We start from the raw sequence: 15,674 nt of genomic DNA, 5'->3' as shown, positions 1-15,674 counted from the left end.
CCTGCGCGGCATGCCACGACGAAGCCCGCCCGGTCGCGTACCGGGCGGGCTTCGTCGTGCCTGGGGCCCGTCGTTCCTCAGACCTCCAGCGTCCGCGCGATCGGCACGCCCGGTCGGTAGCAGAGGTGACGGTGGCTTGGCGCGTCGAGAACGGCAAGGTCAGCGCGCGCACCGGGGCGGATGACGCCCACGTCGTTGCGCCGCAGCGCCTGCGCGCCGCCGGCCGTCGCAGCCCACACGGCTTCGGCGGCGCTCATGCCCATCTCGCGCACGGCGAGGGCGATCATGAACGGCATCGAATCGGAGTAGCACGTGCCCGGGTTGCAGTCGGTCGCGATGGCGACGCTGACGCCCGCGTCGATGAGGCGCCGCGCATCCGGGTAGGGCGAGCGGGTCGAGAACTCGACGCCGGGCAGAAGCGTCGCGACGGTCGACGAATCGGCCAGTGCCGCAACGTCACTCGCCGACAGATAGGTGCAGTGGTCGACGCTCGCCGCACCGAGCTCGACGGCGAGTTGGACGCCCGGTCCCTCCCCGAGCTGGCCGCCGTGCACACGCAGTTCGAGCCCCGCGTCTCGGCAGGCGCTCAGGATCGTCGCGCTCTCGTCGCCGTCGAAGGCGTGCGCACTGCCCGGCTCGCAGAACACGTCGGCCCAGCGAGCGTACGGGCGGCACGCCTCGAGCATCTCGCCGCAGACGAGGTCGACGTAGGCGGCACGATCGCTGCCGCTCGGCACGACGTGGGCACCGAGATAGGTCGTCTCCGGCGTGAACTCGCGGGCGATGCGCAGCGCTCGCGCCTCGTCCTCGACCGTCAGCCCGTAGCCCGACTTCACCTCGACGCACGTCGTGCCCTGCGCGCGCATCTCGGCGATGCGCCGCGCGACGAGCGCGGTGAGGCGGTCGTCGTCAGCGTCGCGGGTGGCGGCCACCGTGGTGGCGATCCCGCCCCCGTCGTAGCGCTCGCCCGCCATACGGGCGGCGAACTCGGCCGAGCGGTCGCCGTCGAAGACGAGGTGTGCGTGGCTGTCGACGAAGCCGGGCATCAGTGCGGCGCCGTTGACGTCGACGCGGCGGTCGGCGTCCGGCGCTCGGCGCGCCTCGCCGACCCAGGCGATGCGGTCGTCTTCGACGACGATCGCCGCGTCGGTGAGGAGGCCGAGCAGGCGCTCGTCCTCGCTCGCGCCAGCGCGGGCGTGCTGCGGGTCGTTCGTCACGAGTTCGGCGATGCCGGTGACGAGCGTCGTCGTCATGTCTGCCTCCAGAAGGGGTCGATGGCGTCGTGCAGGAGCCGCCCGATGCCGCCGGGCGCGGGCGTCTCTTCGAGGCGGTGGCGCCCGCCGCGCACGACGACGCGTCCGTCGACGATGACGTCCGTGACGTCCTGCGCAATCGCGGCGAGCAGGATCTGGTCAGGCGAACAGCCTGCGGTGCGCAGAGATTCGGCCTCTACGACGACGAGGTCGGCGCGCGCTCCGATGACGATCTCACCGGCGTCCGCCCAGCCGATGCTCGCGTGCCGCGTCGCCGCCGCGAGAAGGTCGCGCGGGCTCAGGCGACCGCGCTCGTTACTCGTCAGCCGCTCGTGCATCTCGAGGCCGCGGGCTTCTTCGAACATGTCGATGACGGCGTGCTGGTCGCTGCCGAGGCTCAGCCGCGCGCCCGCGTCGTGCAGTGCAACGGCCGGCCCGATGCCGTCGGCGAGGTCGCGTTCGGTCGTCGGGCAGAAGCAGGCCGTCGCACCCGCGCGGGCGAGCGTCGAGACGTCGTCGTCGCTCAGATGCGTCGCATGGACGGCGGAGAAGCGCTCGCTCAGTGCGCCGGCTTCGTGGAGCAGACCCACGGGCGTGCGCTGGTAGTGGGCCAGTGCGGCGGCGTTCTCCGCAGGCTGTTCGGAGACATGGGCGTGGAGGATCTCCCCCGGCGTCGCGGCGACGACGTCCGCCAGTTCGTCGCGAGCGACAGCGCGCACCGAGTGAATGGCCGCGCCGACCACGGTGTTCTCGTCACTGAGTGCGTCCTCGCGCAACTGCGCGTGACGCCGCGCCCAGGCGTCGACGGAGCCGTCGCTGAAGCGCCGCTGCTCAGCGCTCATCGCGGCGTGGCCATCGGTGTCGAGGCCTCCGTGGAGGTAACACGTGTCGAGCAGCGTGAACCGGATGCCGGCCTCGCGGGCCGCTTGACGCAGCGCAGAACCCATGGCGTTCGGGTCGTCGTAGGGCGTGCCGTCGGGGCGGTGGTGGACGTAGTGGAACTCCCCCACCGCCGTGACGCCGGCCAGCGCCATCTCGGCGTACACGGCGCGCGCCAGTGCGAGGTATGTCGACGGATCGAGCTGCGCCGCAACGCGGTACATACGTTCACGCCACGTCCAGAACGTGCCACCGTCGTCATGCGTGCGCCCGCGCAATGCGCGGTGGAACGCATGGCTGTGGCAGTTCGCGAAACCGGGCAGTGCGACCCCGTCGAGCCTGATCACGTCGTCCGAGGATGCGTCGTCAGAGGACACGCCACTCGGCGTCCCGCCACTCGATCCACCCGACAGCCCATCTCTCGGTGACGCATTCGCCGTCACCTCGACCCATCGCCCGTCCTCCTCGACGAGTCGGACGTCGCGCGCGAGGCCGTCGCGAAGGTGCGCGAACGGCACGTGGTAGATGGTCATGAGGCGAGATCCTCGAGCACGCGGACGAGTGCGTCGACGCCGCGCAGGCAGTCGTCGGTCTGCGCGAACTCCTCGGGCGAGTGCGACGTGCCCGTCGGGTTGCGCACGAACAACATGACGCTGGGGATGCCGTGGTTGGCGAGGATGCCAGCGTCGTGGCCGGCACCGGTGCCGAGCATCGGCACACCTTCACCGAGTGTGCGGTGCACGCGCGCGACGAGGTCGGCGTCGAACGGGGTCGTCGGCGTCCATGACTCCTCCCGCCATTCGCCACCGAGTTCCGCTGCGCGACCTGCGATCTCGTCGATCGCTGCGCGCACGTCGTCCTCGCGGACGCCGCGGGCGTCGACCCACGCCGTCACGTGGGAGGCGATGGCGTTGATGCCGCCGGGCGTGACGTCGAGCTTGCCGACGGTCGCGACGACGCGGCGCGCGGCACCGTCGTCACGCGAGGTGGCCGCCGCCCGCACCTGCTCGATGAACCGGGCGGCCTTGACCAGCGCGTCGTCGCGGTCGCCGAGCGCCGTCGTCCCGGCGTGGTCGGCGTGCCCGGGCAGGTCGGCGCGAAACCGTCCGTGCGGCCAGATGTCGGTGCCGACCGCGACGGCGGCGCCGAACGGATCGCCCGCTGCGTCACGGGGCAGGTCGACGAGGGCCCGCCCCTGTTCGACGTGCACCTCGACGAAGCACGCGAGGCGCGCGAGGGCCGCGTCGTCCCGCCCGAGATCCGACGGCTCACGCCCAGCGCGCTCCCACGCCTGTGCCATCGTGACACCGTCGGTGTCGCGTAGGCCGAGGGCGCGCTCGGCCGTCACCGCTCCGGTGATGAGGCGCGAGCCCGCGCAGGCGACGCCGAAGCGCGCGCCCTCCTCGTCGACGAAGTTGACGACACCGATCGGGCGCGCGGGCGCGAACCCCGACTCCTTGAGTCGGCGCACCGCGAGCAACGACGAGACGACGCCCAGGGGTCCGTCGAACGCCCCGCCGTCGGGCACCGAGTCGAGGTGCGATCCGGTGGCGACGCCAGGCGTCCGATCCGGCTCGCCCCACCACGCCCACTGGTTGCCTGCGCGGTCCTCGACGACGTCGAGACCGAGCGCTTCACACTCGCCGTCGAACCATTCGCGGAGCATGGAATCCTCACGGCTCCAGGCGAATCGGCGGTATCCGCCACTGTGCTTGTCGCGCCCCACCGGGGCGAGGTCGGCCCACAGGCCCTCGAACGTGCGCTCGGTCATCGAAACCCTCCGGGTCCTCGTCGTCATCGGACATGTCCGGCCGGAAGCGGGGCGGGGCATGCCGAGCACGCCACGCCCCCGCGTCCGACGCCGTCCCGCTCAGCCCTCGCTCATCGGGATGCGGACGCCGCGCTCGGCGGCAACGTTCTCGGCGGTGTCGTAGCCTGCGTCGACATGGCGGATGACACCCATGCCGGGGTCGTTCGTCAGCACGCGCGCGATCTTCTGCGCGGCCAGCGGCGTGCCGTCCGCGACAGAGACCTGCCCCGCGTGCATCGAGCGTCCGATGCCGACACCGCCGCCGTGGTGCAGCGAGACCCAGCTCGCGCCGCTCGCCGTGTTGACGAGGGCGTTGAGCAGCGGCCAGTCGGCGATGGCGTCGGAGCCATCCTGCATGGCCTCCGTCTCGCGGTAGGGCGAGGCGACAGAGCCGCAGTCGAGGTGGTCGCGCCCGATGACGATGGGGGCGCTCACCTCGCCGTTCGCAACCATGTCGTTGAAGCGCAGGCCGGCCTTGTCGCGTTCGCCGTAGCCAAGCCAGCAGATGCGCGCCGGCAGACCCTCGAAGTGCACCTTCTCGCGGGCGCCCTTGATCCAGCGGTGCAGGCGCTCGTTGTCCGGGAACAGGTCGAGCACCGCCTCGTCCGTCGCGTAGATGTCCTTCGGGTCGCCCGAGAGCGCCACCCAGCGGAACGGGCCCTTGCCCTCGCAGAACAGCGGGCGGATGTACTTCGGCACGAAGCCCTCGAACTCGAACGCGCGGTCGTAACCGCCCTGGCGCGCCTCGTCGCGGATCGAGTTGCCGTAGTCGAACACCTCGACGCCCTTGTCCTGGAAACCGACCATCGCCTCCACGTGACGCGCCATCGACTCCTGCGCTCGCTCGGTGAACTCCTCGGGCTTCTTCGCTGCGTACTCGAACCAGTCGGCGACGTCGATGCCGATCGGCAGGTAGCTCAGCGGGTCGTGCGCGCTCGTCTGGTCGGTGACGATGTCGATGGGCACGTCGCGGCGCAACAGCTCTGGGAAGACCTCGGCGGCGTTGCCGACGACGCCGATCGACACGGCCTTCTTCGCGTTCTTCGCAGCGACGGCGCGGTCGATGGCGTCGTCCAGATCGTCGGCGATCTCGTCGAGATAGCCGTGCTCGACGCGGCGGCGCAGACGCGCCGGGTCGACGTCGACGATGAGGCACGTGCCACCGTTCAGCGTGACGGCAAGGGGCTGGGCGCCGCCCATGCCGCCGCAGCCGCCGGTGAGCGTCAGCGTGCCCGCGAGGGTGCCACCGAACATGCGCTCGGCGATCGCCGCGAAGCACTCGTACGTGCCCTGCAGGATGCCTTGGGTGCCGATGTAGATCCACGACCCGGCCGTCATCTGGCCGTACATCGTGAGACCCATCTGCTCGAGGCGGCGGAACTCGGGCCACGTCGCCCAGTCGCCGACGAGGTTCGAGTTCGCGATGAGCACGCGCGGCGCCCACTCGTGCGTCTGCATGACGCCGACGGGCCGGCCCGATTGCACGAGCATCGTCTCGTCGGCCTTCAACGTCTCGAGTGTGCGCACCATCGCGTCGAAGCTGCGCCAGTCACGTGCGGCGCGGCCGGTGCCGCCGTAGACGACGAGGTCGTCGGGGCGCTCGGCGACCTCCGGGTCGAGGTTGTTCATGAGCATGCGCAAGGGGGCCTCGGTGGCCCAGCTGCGAGCGTTCAACTGGGTGCCGCGGGGTGCGCGGACGGGACGGGCGCCTTCCATGGGGTGCTCCTCGGTCTGATTCGGCGGAACTGCGGGTGGGTCGATGCGGAGGGTGGAGGGACGATCGCCCGCTGGTGTGCGTGAGCAACCGTCCAGGACGCGTCAGTCGAGCGAGCCCGCGGCTCGGGCGGCGGCGTCACGGACGGCGCCGCTCTTGACGAGCGCGACGGCGCGTTCGATCTCCGGCGAGAGGTAGCGATCCCGCCCCGGCATGCCGGCGGGCTGGCCGGCCTCGTCCGTCAGCGCGGCGATGACGGCGGCCGCGACCGGCCCGGGCGCCAGCGGTGCGCGCAGCTTGATGCCGCGCGTCGCCGTCAGCGTCTCGATGGCGAGGACGCGGGCGAGACCGTCGACGGCCCGACGCAGCTTTCGGGCGCCGGCCCAGCCCATCGAGACGTGATCCTCCTGCATCGCGCTGCTCGGGATCGAGTCGACGCTCGCGGGGCTCGCGAGCCGCTTGAGTTCGCTGACGATGCCGGCGGCCGTGTACTGCGCGATCATGAGGCCCGAGTCGGTGCCCGGGTCGTCGGCGAGGAACGGCGGCAGGCCGTGGTTGCGGGCGACGTCGAGGAAGCGGTCGGTGCGGCGCTCGCTCATCGACGCGACGTCGGCGATGACGATGGCGAGGAAGTCGAGGACGTACGCGACGGGCGCTCCGTGGAAGTTGCCGTTCGACTCGACGCGGCCGTCGAGCGTCACGACGGGGTTGTCGACGGCGGCCGCGAGCTCACGGTTCGCGACGGTCGTCGCGTGCTCGAGGGTGTCGCGGGCCGCGCCGATGACCTGCGGCGAGCAGCGCAGCGAATAGGCGTCCTGCACGCGGGTGCAGGCGCCCGGTTCACGGTGGGATTCGCGGATGCCGCTGCCCGCGAGCACCTTGCGCAGGTTCGCCGCCGAGAGCGCCTGGCCGGGGTGTGGGCGCAGCTGCTGCAGGTCGTCGGCGAAGACGGCGTCCGAGCCGAGCAGGCCCTCGACGCTGAGGCCGGCGGCGACGTCGGCGCTCGTCAAGAGCATGCGTAGATCGGCGATGGCGAGGCACAGCATGCCGAGCATGCCGTCCGTGCCGTTGATGAGCGCCAGGCCCTCCTTCTCCTGCAGCTGGACAGGCTCGATGCCGGCGGCGCGCAGCGCGTTCTCGCCGTTCGTCAGGTGGCCGGCGGCGTCGACCACCTCGCCCTCGCCCATGAGCGCGAGCGCGCAGTGCGCGAGCGGCGCGAGGTCGCCGGAGCAACCGAGCGAGCCGTACTCGCGCACGACCGGGGTGATGCCGGCGTTGAGCATCGCGACATACGCGTCGAGCGTCTCGGGACGGATGCCGGTGCGCCCGGTCGCGAGCGTCGAGATGCGCAGGAGCATGAGCGCGCGCACGACCTCGCACTCGACCGGTTCACCGCTGCCCGCGGCGTGCGAGGCGACGAGGCTGCGCTGCAGCTGCTGACGCTTCTCGAGCGGGATGTGCTGCGTCGCGAGCGCACCGAAACCGGTCGAGATGCCGTAGTGCGGCACCGGGTCGTTGGCGAGGGCGTCGATGATCGCGCGGCTCTTCGCGACCTCCGCGCGACTCGCCTCGCTGAGCACGATGCGCGCGTCATGGCGGGCGACGGCGACGACGTCGTCGATGCTGAGGGCGCCGATGCCGACCTCGACCTCGCAGGCAGCGCTCATGTCAGGGGGCGTGACGCCGGCGCCGGGCGTCGCGGCGGGGTCGTGGTGGTGCTGAGGCATCGAGGCGTTCGTCATGACACCACCTTCGCCCGTGACCACACTCGTGCGTGACCCAGGACGCGCTTTTTGTCTCGGATACGAGACACTGGGCGCATGTCGTCGTACGTCCCCGCCGCCGAGCACGTCCTCGCGCTCTTGCAGCGCATCGCCGCGCGCCCCTCGCCCGCACCGGCGGCGGCTCTCGCCCGTGAGCTCGACCTGCCCCGCTCGTCCGTCTACAAGTTGCTCGGCGTGCTGCGCGCCGCAGGGTTCGTCACGCACGACGAGGGGACACGACGCTGGGGGTTGGGGCCAGCCGCGCACGAGCTTGGCTCGGCCTACCGGCGTCAGGCGCCGCTGCAGCGCGCGGCGCAGAGCATCGTCACCGACCTCGCGGAGCGGACGGGGGCCTGCGCGCACCTCGCCGTCCTGCACGGGCGCGACGTCGTGTACGTGCTCGAGGAGCGACCGCTCGGGGTGCCGCCACTCGTCACCGACGTCGGCGTGCGGCTGCCCGCGACCGTGACGGCGAGTGGCCTTGCGATTCTCGCGGCCCTGCCCGCTGCGCAGGTGCGTGCGCTGTTTCCGCGCAGCGACGACCTCGTCCGACGCCGTGAGAACGGCAATGCGCCGGGGACGCTCAAGGAGCTGCGCTCACAACTCACGCAGGTGCGCCAACGCGGCCATGCCTGGGAGAACGGCTCGGTGACGGAGGGCTTTGCGTCCGTGGGGTGCGCGGTGCTCGACCACAACGAGCTACCGGCCGCGAGCCTCGCGGTGACGTGGGACGAGGGGCGTCTCGCGCGCCACGGTGAGGATCCGGCCGAGCGACACGATCGGTTCGTCGCGGCGTGTCGAGCGAGCGCGCAGGCCCTCACTCGCCGATTGAACGGGTGAATGATTGCGGGGCTGAACGGCGCGAGGCCCCCGTGGAGGTGAACTCCACGGGGGCCTCGGGCGAACGGCGCGCTGCTCAGGAGCGCCCGTCGTCCTTGGCGTGCTTGCCGCCGCCCCACGGGCCCGTCGTGCGACTGATGCGGTAGTCGATGCGGTTGTCGACGCGGTGGTCGACCTGGCGGCCGAAGTGCTCGTCGAAGTTCGACTGCAACTCCTGACGCACGTACTCGACGCGACCGAGGAACTCCTTCTCCTCACGACGGCGGTAGTCGTAGCGCACCGCCTTGAACGTCGCGACGCACATGAGCACGAGCACGACGCTGAACGGCAATGCCGTCGCGAGAGACGCCGCCTGCAGCGCCTTGAGCCCGCCGGCGAGGAGCAGGCCGATGGCGATGGCACCTTCCATGAGGGCCCACAGCACACGCGACCACGTCGGCGGGTTGGGGTGACCACCGGAGGCGAGCATGTCGACGACGAGTGAACCCGAGTCGGAGGAGGTGATGAAGAAGACGGCGACGAGCAGGATCGCGATGACGGACAGCACCTGCCCGAGCGGCATGTCCTGCAGCACCGTGAACAGCACCTTCTCCGCGACGACACCGTCGGTCTTGTCGACGAGACCGCCGTCACCGAAGAGCTGACGGTGGATGCCGGCGCCGCCCATGACGGCGAACCAGACGAACCCGACGAGCGTGGGCACGAGAAGCGTGCCGGCGATGAACTCGCGGATCGTGCGCCCGCGGGAGATGCGGGCGATGAAGACGCCGACGAACGGCGCCCAGCTGATCCACCAGCCCCAGTAGAAGATCGTCCACGCAGAGTTCCAGTCAGCGCCCTTCTCCCCCGTGTAGGCACCGACGTCGAAGGTCATGCCGAGCACGTTGGCGAGGTAGACGCCGAGCGCCTCGGTGAGGTTCTGGAACAGGAACAGCGTCGGGCCGAGCAGCAGCACCGAGATGAGCAGCAGACCGGCGAGGCTGAGGTTGATGTTCGACAGCCACTTGATCCCCTTGCCGAGGCCGGAGACACACGACAGCGTCGACAGGAACGTGATGCACACGATGAGGATGACGAGGATCGTGTTGTCCGTGCTGTCGAGGATGCCGATGGACTTCAGACCGGAGGCGATCTGTTGCACGCCGAGACCCAGCGACGTCGCGACACCGAACACGGTGCCGAAGATGGCCAGGATGTCGACGAGGTCGCCCATCCAACCCTTGACGCGCTCGCCCAGGATCGGCTCGAGAGCCCACCGGATCGAGATGGGGCGGCCGCGACGGTGGATCGCGTACGCGAGGGCCAGCCCGATGACGGCGTAGATCGCCCACGGGTGCAGACCCCAGTGGACGAAGGTCTGCGCCATCGCGAGCTGTGAACGCTCGGCCTCGCCTTCGGGCCAGCCGGGCTTCGGCATCGTCGTCGCGTAGGTGAGTGGCTCACCGACGCCGTAGAAGACCAGGCCGATGCCCATGCCCGCGGCGAACAGCATCGCGAACCAGGAGAAGACCCCGAACTCGGGCTTCTCGTCGTCGTTGCCGAGCTTGATCGAGCCGTAGCGGCTGAGACCCATGAAGGCGGCGAAGGCGATGAACCCGCCGATGACGAGCATGTAGTACCAGCCGAAGTTCGTGACGATCCACGACTGCATGTTCGTCAGCACCTCACCGGTGCCGTCGGGGAAGGCGACGCCGAGCACGGCCACCGCCAGGATGACGATGAGTGCCGGCCAGAAGACGCGTGGCGCGACTCCGCCCTTGCCGAGGCGCACGCCCTGGCGTCGCAACTTCTCTGCGATGACCTCGTCGTCGTCGTCCTCGGCGATCTGCGCGGCGTCAGACAGATCGGAGGGCAGCGGGTCCGACGACTCGCCCTCGTGGCGCGCCGCTTCCTCTGGTGTCTGCGGGGTTGCGGCCTCCGTCTCCGGCGCAGCGCTGTCGTCGGTGATCGCCGTTGCCGGGGTGGCGCCCGGCGGGCCGTCGGCCTTCGGTTCTTCGTCTTGCATGCGATGTCCTCCCTGGTGTCCATCGTGCGGTCGGAAGTCACGACTCTTCCGGATCGCAGGCCACATCTCAAGTTGTTACTGGCCGGTACCCGGTCGGATCTGCTCGCGATCGAGTTCGGTCCGCGGTGGTCTGCCGCGACCGTGCGTGCTGGACGATGCCGCCTGTCGACCGAACACTGCTGATGCCCGCGATGCCGAATGAGCGCCCCGGACGCCTGACTGTGGCACGATGCGGGAACCCGTTTCGTCTCCCGTCGCACGTGAGGACCGCTGCTCATGACCAAGGCAACCTCGCATCTCGCGTCGGGGCCCGTCGCCCTGGCCCACCGCGGTTTCTCCGGTGGCACCTCGCATGCGCTGGAGAACTCGATGGCGGCGTTCCGCGCGGCTGCCGAGCTCGGCTACCGGTGGGTCGAGACCGACGTGCACGCCACCGTCGACGGGGTGGTCGTCGCCTTCCACGACACGACCCTCGACCGCACGAGCGACGGGGCCGGCGCGATCGCGCACCTGCCATGGGAGGTGGTCGCACGGGCGCGCATCGCCGGGCACGAGCCGATCCCGCGACTCGAGGAATTGCTGACGCAACTGCCGCAGGTGTGCGTCAACATCGACGTGAAATCGGCCGGCGCGGTCACATCGCTCATCGAGTGCATCGAACGGTGCGGCGCGCACGATCGCGTCCGCATCGCCTCCTTCTCCGACGCGCGGCGCCGAGCCGTCCTCGCCGGCCTGACGCGACCGGTCCGTTCATCGCCAGGGCAGTCGCGCACCATCGCGCTGTGGCTCGCGGCGCACCTGCCGGTGCTCGGTTCGCCCCTCGTCGCGCGCCTCGCGCACGGCATCGACGCCGTGCAGATCCCCGAACGTCAGGGCCGCCTGCGCGTGCTGACGCCGAGACTCCTGCGCGTCCTGCACGGCGCCGGGCTCGACGTCCACGTGTGGACGGTCAACGAGCGCGCCGACATGGAGCGTCTGCTCGACCTCGGCGTCGACGGCCTCATCACCGACCGCGCCGACGTGCTCAAGGACGTCCTCGTCGAACGGGGTGAATGGGGCTGAGCAGAGCGGCTCGATGGGCGATCGCCTGGTTTCGTCAGCCTGCAGCGCGGACCTCGTCTTTGATGGCGTGACCGTGCAGAGGCCAGGTGCGGTGTGCTGGACGCACGTGGTTGGGAGTGCGCCGAAGTGGCGAGGCGCGATCGCTGAGCCGCGACCGTCGAGAATCGTTGACACGGCGGGTATCCGGCGAAAGTATCTTTACGTCAAGATACTTTCACCGGAAGGCGCCTCATGCTCACGTTGCATCATGTCCAGGTCTCGATGCCCGAGGGTCGCGAGGACGACGCCCGACGTTTCTACCGCGATGCCCTCGGCCTCGACGAGATCGCCAAACCCGGCGTGCTCGCACAGCGCGGCGGCGCGTGGTTCCGCGCGTTCGCTGACGACGGCGCCGTCGCGGCCGAGATCCACCTCGGGATCGACGAACCGTTCGTCCCCGCCAAGAAGGCCCACCCCACCCTCGTCGTCGAATCGACAGCTGCCCTGGAGGCCCTTGCCGCGCGCATCGAGGGCGCCGGTTTCGACGTGAACTGGGCCGAGCGCCACACCCTCGACGGCTACGAACGCTTCCACTGCCGCGACGCGTTCGGCAACCGCGTCGAGGTGCTGACGCCCGAGCTCTGACGGCTCGCGAGCGCGATGCGTCAGTCGTGCGACGGCTCGGGCGCATGCCCGAGGGAACGGTTGATCTCGGCGATCAACCGGCGTCCGTGCACACCCCACGCGTGCCGCTCGTCGGCACTCGCGCGCGTCAGGGCGCGCTGCCACGTGAAGACGCGCCCGACCCGGGCGATGAGCAGGGCGTCGTCGACGGCGGCGCTCAGCGCAGTGCTCGAGACGACGTCGCTCCACACGCTGAGGTAGGCGCGCAGGATGCGCTCACGGGCTGCGCGGGCGGCGTCGTCGTCGAGTCCCTCGCCGATGCGCTCGAGCGGGACGAGCAGCGAGCACAGCGGGTTGCCGACGCTCGCGTCGCCCCAGTCGAAGATGCGCGCGTCGTGAGCGCCCGCCGAGGTGCCGTCGGCAAAGACGTTGCCGGCGTGCAGGTCGTCGTGCTGAATGGTCAGCGGCAGCCCGACGGCGTCGAGCCGCTGCGCGGCGCGGCGCACCTCACGTGTCGTGTCGGGTTTGAGCCCAAGGCGTTGCCACCGGCGAGCAGATTCGCGCGGCGACATGTCGGGCACGCCCGCGTCGCGCAGTTGATCGACGACCCGCGTCGACGAGCGTTGCAGTCGCGCGTAGCGTCGCACCACGGACGACATGAGGCTGACGGCGTCGTCGTCACGCTGTACGTCACGCAGCACCGGGCCCTGATCGGGCATGAGCAGCCAGCCGCGCTCGGGGTCGTCGGCCCACACGACCGGAACCGCGTCGGGCGTGACGGAACGCAACGCGCGCAGGATGGCGGCCTCGGGGCTCATCTCCGGGCTCGTCGCCTTGAACCACACGCGCCCTTGATCGGTCGTCTCGGCGACGAGCACCGTCGACCAGGGACGCACCCGCGGCTGCAACGGCGTCGTCGGCACACGTTCGAGACCGCGCCGCGCGAGGGCCGTGTCCATCCAGCGCACGGCCTCCCAGCGCCACGTCTCACTGCTCCAGATCGCGCTCGCGGGCGCGACCTGATCAGAGCCGGGGAGAACAGGAAGATCGGGTGACTTCACCACGTCGTTCGACCGCTCAGTCGATGTCGGCGTGAGCGGCGACCGGCATGGCGTCCCCGAGATCACCCGTCGCACCGGCATCACGTCCCGCGGCCTGCGTGCCTGCGTCACCGTCGCGGGTGCCTGCACCGCCGCCAGGCGCGTGTGCACCACCGTCGTACACATCGGCGCGCGTGAGTGCTGCGTCGTCGCGCCCGAGAGCGTCGACGATGTCGGCGGCCGTCAGCCCCACGGTCGCGAGCACCTCGCCGCGCGAGGCGTGGACGAGGAACTCCTTGGGAATGCCGAACGTGTCGAGCGGCGTGCGCACACCGGCTTCACGCAGGCGTCGCGCGACGGCGCTGCCGACGCCCGCCTCGACGAGGTTGTCCTCGATGACGACGACCCGGCCCGCGGCGCGGGCGAGGTCGACGAGTTCGTCGGCCACCGGGTAGGTCCAGCGCGGGTCGATGACCTGGACGCGACGGCCCTGATCGGTGAGCAGATCGGCGACGCCGAGTGCCGTCGAGACCATCGACCCGACACCGACGACCAGCACGTCCACGCCGTCGCCGCCGTCGGGTTCACGCATGACGTCGAGGCGACCGAGACGCCTCTCGGCGACGAGCGGGTCGGCGACGTCGCCCTTGGGGAAGCGGATGACGCTCGGCGCGTCGTCGATGTCGACGGCCTCGCGCAGCAGTTCGCGCACCTGTGCGCCGTCGCGCGGGGCGGCGAGGTGCAGGCCGGGCACGATCGAGCAGATCGACATGTCCCACATGCCGTTGTGCGAGGCGCCGTCGGAGCCGGTGACGCCGGCACGGTCGAGCACGAACGTCACGCCCTGACGGTGCAGTGCGGTGTCCATGAGCAGCTGGTCGAACGCGCGGTTGAGGAACGTCGCATAGACGGCGACGACGGGGTGCAGGCCGCCGTACGACAACCCGGACGCCATCGTGACGGCATGCTGCTCGGCAATGCCGACGTCGAACACGCGCTCGGGGTACTTCTTCGCGAACCCGTCGAGCCCGACGGGGATGAGCATGGCAGCCGTGATGGCGACGATGTCGTCGCGCTCGGCGCCGAGGGCGACCATCTCGTCGCTGAACTCGTCGGTCCAGATGCGGCCACTCACCTCGAACGGCAGGCCGGTCTCGGGGTTGAACTTGCCGATGCCGTGCCACTGGTCGGCCTCGTCGGAGAACGCGGGCTCGTAGCCGCGGCCCTTCTGCGTGATGACGTGCACGAGGGTCGGCCGGCCGTAGTCGCGAGCGCGGCGCAGCGCGGCCTCGACCGCCGCCTCGTCATGTCCGTCGATCGGGCCGAGGTACTTGATGCCGAGGCTCTCGAAGACGCCCGTGTCGGGGTAGACGATGTCCTTGAGACCACGCTTCACGCCGTGCAGCGCCTCGTACATCTTCGTCCCGACCTTCGGCGTCGCCTGCAGGCGGTTCTTGCCCCAGTCGAGCACCTGGTCGTAGGTGTGCATCGTGCGCATCGTCGCGAGGTGGTGCGCCATCCCGCCGATCGTCGGGGCATAGGAGCGCTCGTTGTCGTTGAGGACGATGACGAGCGGCAGGTCGGCGTCGGCGGAGATGTTGTTGAGCGCCTCCCACGCCATGCCGCCGGTCAGGGCGCCGTCACCGATGACGGCGACGGTGTGACGGTCGCTCTCACCCTTGAGGCGGCGCGCCTTGGCGATGCCCTCGGCCCAGCTCAGCGACGTCGAGGCGTGCGAGTTCTCGACGACATCGTGCTCGGACTCCTCGCGGCTCGGGTAACCCGACAGTCCGCCGGATTTCTTGAGCTTGCTGAAGTCGTGACGCCCCGTCAGCAACTTGTGGACGTAACTCTGGTGGCCGGTGTCGAAGACGAACGTGTCCTTCGGCGAGTCGAAGACGCGGTGCATCGCGATGCTCAACTCGACGACACCCAGGTTGGGGCCCAGGTGCCCACCCGTCTTGGAGACGGATTCGACGAGGAACTGACGGATCTCGGCGGCGAGCGCGTCGAGCTCCTCGGCGGGGATTCGCTTGAGATCGTCCGGACCCGAGATGGTTTCCAGCAGCGTCACGTCTCACTCAGCCTTTCGAAAGTGCAGTCTCCTGAGTCTAGGTCGTCGACCGCGCAGCCGCCATGCGGGCGTGGGCACCCTCCCGTCGCGCCCCCGTCGGAGCCGGTAGCGCCGTCGGAGATCAAAGGCCGGGACTCTGCCCGCCCACGCACCCGCCCCGAACGCCGGCGCATCACAGCCGAGGGACGAACGTCTTGCCGCGCATCGCCTCGTGCACGAGACGGACGGCGCGCGCCGTGGCACGCAACCGCAGCCCCTCCGCGGACAGGTGCTCCATCACCTGCGGCACCGCGCGCGGTGGCAGCTCGTCAGCGAGGTCGACGCGGATGCGGCGATATGACTCGCGCATCGCGCCGAGTTGAGCGTCGACATGCCACGTCGCCACCCAAGCGAGCGCCACCGGGTGACGGCGCCATGCGTCGTAGGCGCGAAAATCCGAGGGGCACTGATCGAGCAGCCACTGCGTCGCCGCCTCCTGCCACCCCGGCGCACCCGGCGGCGGCACACCTTTCGGCCAGCCCGGAGGGCCGGTGTTCACCTCGTCCGACATGACCCCAGCGTACCCCATTGTTCGAACACGTGTTCTATTTGATGACCGCCCCACGAGACCCGCAGACCGGCGCGACGCACT

General features: G+C 70.4%; 12 protein-coding genes. 3 read left to right on the top strand and 9 right to left on the bottom strand.

The genetic code is table 11. The annotated features are described in order from the left end of the window. Nucleotides 1-77 precede the first annotated feature (77 nt). From hutI to hutH, 5 genes are all read right to left on the bottom strand, one after another. Nucleotides 78-1,253, bottom strand: a complete 1,176-nt coding sequence (gene hutI / locus HMPREF0321_RS06825; RefSeq protein ID WP_006945297.1) for an imidazolonepropionase — start codon at nucleotides 1,251-1,253, stop codon at nucleotides 78-80. Then, nucleotides 1,250-2,665 (bottom strand): formimidoylglutamate deiminase, encoded by a 1,416-nt coding sequence (locus HMPREF0321_RS06820; RefSeq protein ID WP_006945302.1) that lies wholly within the window; start codon nucleotides 2,663-2,665, stop codon nucleotides 1,250-1,252. The genes hutI and HMPREF0321_RS06820 overlap by 4 nt, the downstream gene beginning before the upstream one ends. Continuing rightward, on the bottom strand, nucleotides 2,662-3,903 hold the full coding sequence (locus tag HMPREF0321_RS06815) for an allantoate amidohydrolase (RefSeq protein WP_006945237.1): 1,242 nt from the start codon (nucleotides 3,901-3,903) through the stop codon (nucleotides 2,662-2,664). The genes HMPREF0321_RS06820 and HMPREF0321_RS06815 overlap by 4 nt, the downstream gene beginning before the upstream one ends. A gap of 99 nt (nucleotides 3,904-4,002) precedes the next feature. Further along, nucleotides 4,003-5,658, bottom strand: a complete 1,656-nt coding sequence (gene hutU / locus HMPREF0321_RS06810; protein ID WP_006945281.1) for a urocanate hydratase — start codon at nucleotides 5,656-5,658, stop codon at nucleotides 4,003-4,005. Nucleotides 5,659-5,760: 102 nt separating this feature from the next. Next, on the bottom strand, nucleotides 5,761-7,323 hold the full coding sequence (gene hutH / locus HMPREF0321_RS06805; RefSeq protein WP_040014638.1) for a histidine ammonia-lyase: 1,563 nt from the start codon (nucleotides 7,321-7,323) through the stop codon (nucleotides 5,761-5,763). 153 nt (nucleotides 7,324-7,476) lie between these two features. Between hutH and HMPREF0321_RS06800 the strand changes: the two genes are divergently transcribed. After that, nucleotides 7,477-8,259, top strand: a complete 783-nt coding sequence (locus HMPREF0321_RS06800; protein ID WP_006945301.1) for an IclR family transcriptional regulator — start codon at nucleotides 7,477-7,479, stop codon at nucleotides 8,257-8,259. 76 nt (nucleotides 8,260-8,335) lie between these two features. Here the strand turns inward: HMPREF0321_RS06800 and HMPREF0321_RS06795 are convergent, their stop codons facing one another. After that, complete coding sequence (locus HMPREF0321_RS06795) at nucleotides 8,336-10,264, bottom strand: BCCT family transporter (RefSeq protein WP_006945296.1); 1,929 nt, start codon at nucleotides 10,262-10,264, stop codon at nucleotides 8,336-8,338. A 276-nt stretch (nucleotides 10,265-10,540) separates the two neighbouring features. On the opposite strand from HMPREF0321_RS06795, the gene HMPREF0321_RS06790 reads away from it, so the two are divergent. Together HMPREF0321_RS06790 and HMPREF0321_RS06785 are read left to right on the top strand one after the other, a co-directional pair. Beyond that, nucleotides 10,541-11,326, top strand: a complete 786-nt coding sequence (locus tag HMPREF0321_RS06790; protein ID WP_006945287.1) for a glycerophosphodiester phosphodiesterase — start codon at nucleotides 10,541-10,543, stop codon at nucleotides 11,324-11,326. Nucleotides 11,327-11,557: 231 nt separating this feature from the next. Next, nucleotides 11,558-11,950, top strand: a complete 393-nt coding sequence (locus tag HMPREF0321_RS06785; RefSeq protein ID WP_006945245.1) for a VOC family protein — start codon at nucleotides 11,558-11,560, stop codon at nucleotides 11,948-11,950. A 20-nt stretch (nucleotides 11,951-11,970) separates the two neighbouring features. Here the strand turns inward: HMPREF0321_RS06785 and HMPREF0321_RS06780 are convergent, their stop codons facing one another. The 3 genes from HMPREF0321_RS06780 to HMPREF0321_RS06770 all read right to left on the bottom strand — a co-directional run bounded on the left by HMPREF0321_RS06780 (nucleotide 11,971) and on the right by HMPREF0321_RS06770 (nucleotide 15,593). Beyond that, complete coding sequence (locus tag HMPREF0321_RS06780) at nucleotides 11,971-12,990, bottom strand: phosphotransferase family protein (RefSeq protein WP_167539834.1); 1,020 nt, start codon at nucleotides 12,988-12,990, stop codon at nucleotides 11,971-11,973. 16 nt (nucleotides 12,991-13,006) lie between these two features. Continuing rightward, nucleotides 13,007-15,043, bottom strand: coding sequence for a 1-deoxy-D-xylulose-5-phosphate synthase (gene dxs, locus HMPREF0321_RS06775; protein ID WP_006945305.1), 2,037 nt, complete (start codon nucleotides 15,041-15,043; stop codon nucleotides 13,007-13,009). 172 nt (nucleotides 15,044-15,215) lie between these two features. Further along, nucleotides 15,216-15,593 carry a hypothetical protein gene (locus HMPREF0321_RS06770; protein ID WP_139023579.1) on the bottom strand — a complete coding sequence of 126 codons (378 nt, stop codon included), beginning with the start codon at nucleotides 15,591-15,593 and terminating at the stop codon, nucleotides 15,216-15,218. Nucleotides 15,594-15,674 lie beyond the last annotated feature (81 nt).

Origin of the sequence: Dermacoccus sp. Ellin185, from assembly GCF_000152185.1 — a bacterium.
Lineage (GTDB): Bacteria > Actinomycetota > Actinomycetes > Actinomycetales > Dermatophilaceae > Dermacoccus > Dermacoccus nishinomiyaensis.
Note: the sequence above shows the minus strand (reverse complement) of the source record. Positions and strands in the feature narration are given on the sequence as shown.

Bases quoted from the DNA above. Each gene is read 5' to 3' on its own strand.
- hutI (WP_006945297.1), bottom strand. From the start codon at position 1,253: ATGACGACGACGCTCGTCACCGGCATCGCCGAACTCGTGACGAACGAC.
- HMPREF0321_RS06820 (WP_006945302.1), bottom strand. From the start codon at position 2,665: ATGACCATCTACCACGTGCCGTTCGCGCACCTTCGCGACGGCCTCGCG.
- HMPREF0321_RS06815 (WP_006945237.1), bottom strand. From the start codon at position 3,903: ATGACCGAGCGCACGTTCGAGGGCCTGTGGGCCGACCTCGCCCCGGTG.
- hutU (WP_006945281.1), bottom strand. From the start codon at position 5,658: ATGGAAGGCGCCCGTCCCGTCCGCGCACCCCGCGGCACCCAGTTGAAC.
- hutH (WP_040014638.1), bottom strand. From the start codon at position 7,323: ATGAGCGCTGCCTGCGAGGTCGAGGTCGGCATCGGCGCCCTCAGCATC.
- HMPREF0321_RS06800 (WP_006945301.1), top strand. From the start codon at position 7,477: ATGTCGTCGTACGTCCCCGCCGCCGAGCACGTCCTCGCGCTCTTGCAG.
- HMPREF0321_RS06795 (WP_006945296.1), bottom strand. From the start codon at position 10,264: ATGCAAGACGAAGAACCGAAGGCCGACGGCCCGCCGGGCGCCACCCCG.
- HMPREF0321_RS06790 (WP_006945287.1), top strand. From the start codon at position 10,541: ATGACCAAGGCAACCTCGCATCTCGCGTCGGGGCCCGTCGCCCTGGCC.
- HMPREF0321_RS06785 (WP_006945245.1), top strand. From the start codon at position 11,558: ATGCTCACGTTGCATCATGTCCAGGTCTCGATGCCCGAGGGTCGCGAG.
- HMPREF0321_RS06770 (WP_139023579.1), bottom strand. From the start codon at position 15,593: ATGTCGGACGAGGTGAACACCGGCCCTCCGGGCTGGCCGAAAGGTGTG.